3 protein-coding genes and 1 pseudogene are annotated in these 3,642 nt (G+C 52.2%); 1 reads left to right on the top strand and 3 read right to left on the bottom strand.

Features of this window, described 5'->3' with window-relative positions; all coding sequences use genetic code 11:
• Positions 1 to 339 precede the first annotated feature (339 nt).
• The 3 genes from ACRCZA_RS04145 to ACRCZA_RS04135 form a co-directional block, all read right to left on the bottom strand.
• Positions 340 to 885 carry an outer membrane beta-barrel protein gene (locus tag ACRCZA_RS04145; protein ID WP_438673213.1) on the bottom strand — a complete coding sequence of 182 codons (546 nt, stop codon included), beginning with the start codon at positions 883 to 885 and terminating at the stop codon, positions 340 to 342.
• Between the two features lie 224 nt (positions 886 to 1,109).
• A complete protein-coding gene (locus tag ACRCZA_RS04140; protein WP_438673212.1) occupies positions 1,110 to 1,670 on the bottom strand; it encodes a response regulator transcription factor in 561 nt (186 codons plus the stop codon).
• Positions 1,667 to 2,971 carry a sensor histidine kinase gene (locus ACRCZA_RS04135; RefSeq protein WP_438673211.1) on the bottom strand — a complete coding sequence of 435 codons (1,305 nt, stop codon included), beginning with the start codon at positions 2,969 to 2,971 and terminating at the stop codon, positions 1,667 to 1,669. Before ACRCZA_RS04135 ends, ACRCZA_RS04140 begins: the two co-directional genes overlap by 4 nt.
• A 163-nt stretch (positions 2,972 to 3,134) precedes the next feature.
• On the opposite strand from ACRCZA_RS04135, the pseudogene ACRCZA_RS04130 reads away from it, so the two are divergent.
• Positions 3,135 to 3,642, top strand: a pseudogene (locus tag ACRCZA_RS04130) (alkaline phosphatase family protein); the annotation flags it as partial.

The raw sequence follows: 3,642 nt of genomic DNA, 5'->3' as shown, positions 1-3,642 counted from the left end.
CAACTAGGCGCCAGCTACCAGTCGGTAAGATTGGAGTAAACAAGATTGAAGTAAACAAGATAGGAATAAACAAACGGCGCCTAGGCTAAGCATCCCAAAGCTGCGCGCCTAGGCGAAATGAGCTGCACCTAAGAGAAATCAACAGCACCTAAGTTAAGTGAACAACGCCCAAGTTAAGATCAGCGCCTAAGCTCAACCCGATACAGCGACGTTCTAGGCAGAGCAGAATCGCTATCAGCCCTGCCGGCGTGCTTGCCACATCGCGAAACATTAGCCCCAGCAGGGCAAAGCGCCTTAAAGCACAAGACGATTGCCCGATGATGGCTGTGCAACGCTCACTTAAAAGTTAAATTTCAAGCCAACACTAAAGACATCGATGCCATCAAACTGCTCATAGCTGAGCTCTGCAGACGTCACCTGGCTAAAGCGATAACCGACACCGCCGCCAACACCAAATTCCCATGAATCTTCAGTACTGGAAGCTGTTTGCCCAAAATAGGATGCCTTTGCAGTAAACTCGGCATTGGCATAGGTGGGCGCAGCATAGAGATAGACCCCATTATCAAACTCAAACTGCCCACGCAGCGACAGTGCGATAAACGTATCTAGCTCGACCTCGACATCAATTCCCGATAATGAAAAACTATCGCTCCCCACGCCCGTGCCTAAACGCACTTCTGGCACCAAATAAAAGTTCTCACCGGATTTAAATTGGTAGCCAAGCGAGCCCGCAACACCGCCGACACTGATGTCCACCCCATCACTTTCATCGGACAAATTCATGTAGCTCACACCGGCCACCCAAGAATTGGTGGGCTCAACTTCGGCGGCCATAAGAGATGATGAGGCCACGGCGAGTAACATTCCCAATACTGAATATTTCATTTTACGCTTCCTACGTGATGTTAAGGTTATTCCCCATTACAATGCCCTGCAGATGCAGGTGCGCCCCAAAATTAACAAATCACAACAATAAAGTCACCAGAATACACATTTTCGATACAAACAATGTTGGGCGAGCAGAATAAATGGTCAAAACATCACAGGAACGCCTTGCGGCTCAGTGCCAGCACTGCGGCCGCGTTAGCCCGCTTGCAGGAGGGCGCAGGCTATTTTAATTGCGGAATTTCGCTGACCGGTTTTTTAAGCAGCTTGCGCTGTAAGGTGCGTCGGTGCATCCCCAGTTGGCGCGCGGTGGCCGACACATTGCCGTGATTTGCATTGAGCACCTGCTGGATGTGCTCCCACTCTAAACGCTTAGGATTCAGGGGAAAGTCATCGAGTTCATCCACTGGCAGCGGCGGGTTGTGGGTCTGTAATTCCTGCGCATCGAGGGCGGCAAGCAGAGTTTGCGTATCAACGGGTTTCGCTAAGTAGTTATCTGCGCCAAGGCGAATCGCCTCCACCGCGGTGGCGATACTGGCGTAACCCGTCAGCAAGACCAGTATGGCATTGGGCAATAGATTGCGCAGCGGCACAATTAAACCGAGCCCATTGGCCTCGGCCAATTTCATATCCAATAAAATATGGCTGGGTCGAAACTCCCTCGCCTGCAACAATGCGTCGCTGGCATCGTGGATTAAGCGACACTCAAAGCCATGGCGAGTGAGACGGCGGGATAAAATGCTCGCAAGGGCTTGATCATCTTCAACTATCAGCAGTCGTTTCATGCATCGCCCCTTGCTACTGACTCGCATTGTTCCCATGGCGCCGCGCCGGCCTGAGCCGTAAACCGCACCTGAGCAACCGTTCCCCCCTGGGGATGATTAGCCAAGACTAACTGAGCCCCGAGGCGCTCCAAACTGGCATGACTGAGCAAGAGGGCAACCCCCAATCCTTTAGGACTTTCAACGAGTAAGGTCCCCAACTGCGGCAATAATGTCGGAGCGATCCCCGGACCATAATCTCGGATCTGCAGATAAATTTGCCCGGCATCGGGCATCGCATCGATGTGGATATCCACGCGCGCCTCACCACAGGTCTCGCTGCTAGCGCGGGCGGCGTTTTCAATCAAAGCCATGATCGCCGGCGCAAGGCTCATATCGGTGACCACCCCAAGCTCACTTAACTGCGCCGCGCTGCAGGAGATCTGCCAATCGAGCGCGGTTTGCGGCATTAACAACAGGGTTTTCTGTTTAAGCTCATCCACCAGCTCGCCTAATAATAGCCGCCGCTGACGGCGGTCACGGATGGATTCTGTGGCTAAACGCAGTTCAGCCAGTGTGTGCTCACAACGCCCCAGCGCCGCCTCCATCTCACTGACGGCCCCTTGGCTCGCCGCACTTTCTTCTTTTACCTCATCGAGTAAAAGCCTCAGGGTGGAGAGCGGGGTCGCCAATTGATGGGCCATTTGCGCCGAGGCCATACCGAGCGCTAATAATTGCTCCTGCCGCAGCTGCCCTTCGCGCATAAACGCCAATTGTGCATCTTGGCGGCGCATACGCTTTGCGATGAGTGCCACACTGGTGGTGATCACTAACGCCGAAATCACAAAATTAAACCACATGCCTAAATAGTGGGAGCTCATATCCATGCCATGGTGCTGCATTTGCGCATCTGGGGCCGTAAAAATCATCAGGCTATAAGCTAAGGTGGACATGCCAGTCAGCGTCCAAGGAGCCCAAATCGGCAGCGTCACCGCAGCGAGGGCGATGGGTAATAGCAATAGTGAGATAAAGGCGTTGGTCGCACTGCCAGAAAAATACAACCAAGCGATCCAAAATAGCGTGTCTAACACCAGTGCAATAAACAGTCCGCTCTCTTTGGCAAATAATGGTTTACGCAATACCAAGGTGAGTGAGAGATACAAGGTTTCGAGCACAAACACCAGCACCAGTGGTGCCATTTGTAAACTTAGGCCAAAGGTGTCGGCGGCAAAGGTGGTTAAGCCAATTTGCAATAGCAAACCTAAGGTACGCAGTAGCGCAACTTGGTCGGCCGCCTGTAGGCTAGTGCCGAGTATTTTGGTCATTGCCAAACTCCGATAAGCTGTCATAAAGTGGTTAATTATAAAAACTTTTTACGTTTAAGCCGCGGGGCGATCCCCGTAACCCTATCCCAAAGGCTGAGGCTGCGGGATCCCACGACAAGGGCTGAATGTGAGTTCAATACTTCCTTTAATGTTGGCGGGGCCCATGCTGCGACATTGCGACGCCAACCACTTTACGCTGTGGTTTGTCAGTCGCGAGCCCTTAACCGGGCTAACACTGCGCTTAAATTCTCAGGATATTTGTTTGCAACAACATGAATTGCATCATCTTCCTCTTGGCGAGTTCGCTCATCAGTATCTTATCGCCCTCGCACGGCCAAACGTGCTCACGCCCCACGTCGTCACCGACTATCAGCTCTTTGCTGATCACTACGGCGATATTTTTGCGTCACTAACGGCCCTGAACTATAACAAAGCGAGCACACCAAACCTGTGTTTTACGCCCCAATTAACACATATTTTTCATGGCTCTTGCCGCAATCCCCATCACCATAGTCGCGATACTTTAGTCGCTGCCGACACTCACCTTGCCACCGTTATCGCAAACACCCCCGAAGCGCGCCCGGCGCTTATGATGCTCAGTGGTGATCAAGTGTATGTCGATGATGTGGCCGGCCCCATGCTCTATGCCATAGGGCAAGTGATTGAATTAC

The organism is Shewanella sp. (assembly GCF_051658185.1).
Lineage (GTDB): Bacteria > Pseudomonadota > Gammaproteobacteria > Enterobacterales > Shewanellaceae > Shewanella.
This window is presented reverse-complemented; position numbering and strand designations above follow the sequence as displayed.

Bases quoted from the DNA above. Each gene is read 5' to 3' on its own strand.
- ACRCZA_RS04140 (WP_438673212.1), bottom strand. From the start codon at position 1,670: ATGAAACGACTGCTGATAGTTGAAGATGATCAAGCCCTTGCGAGCATT.
- ACRCZA_RS04145 (WP_438673213.1), bottom strand. From the start codon at position 885: ATGAAATATTCAGTATTGGGAATGTTACTCGCCGTGGCCTCATCATCT.
- ACRCZA_RS04135 (WP_438673211.1), bottom strand. From the start codon at position 2,971: ATGACCAAAATACTCGGCACTAGCCTACAGGCGGCCGACCAAGTTGCG.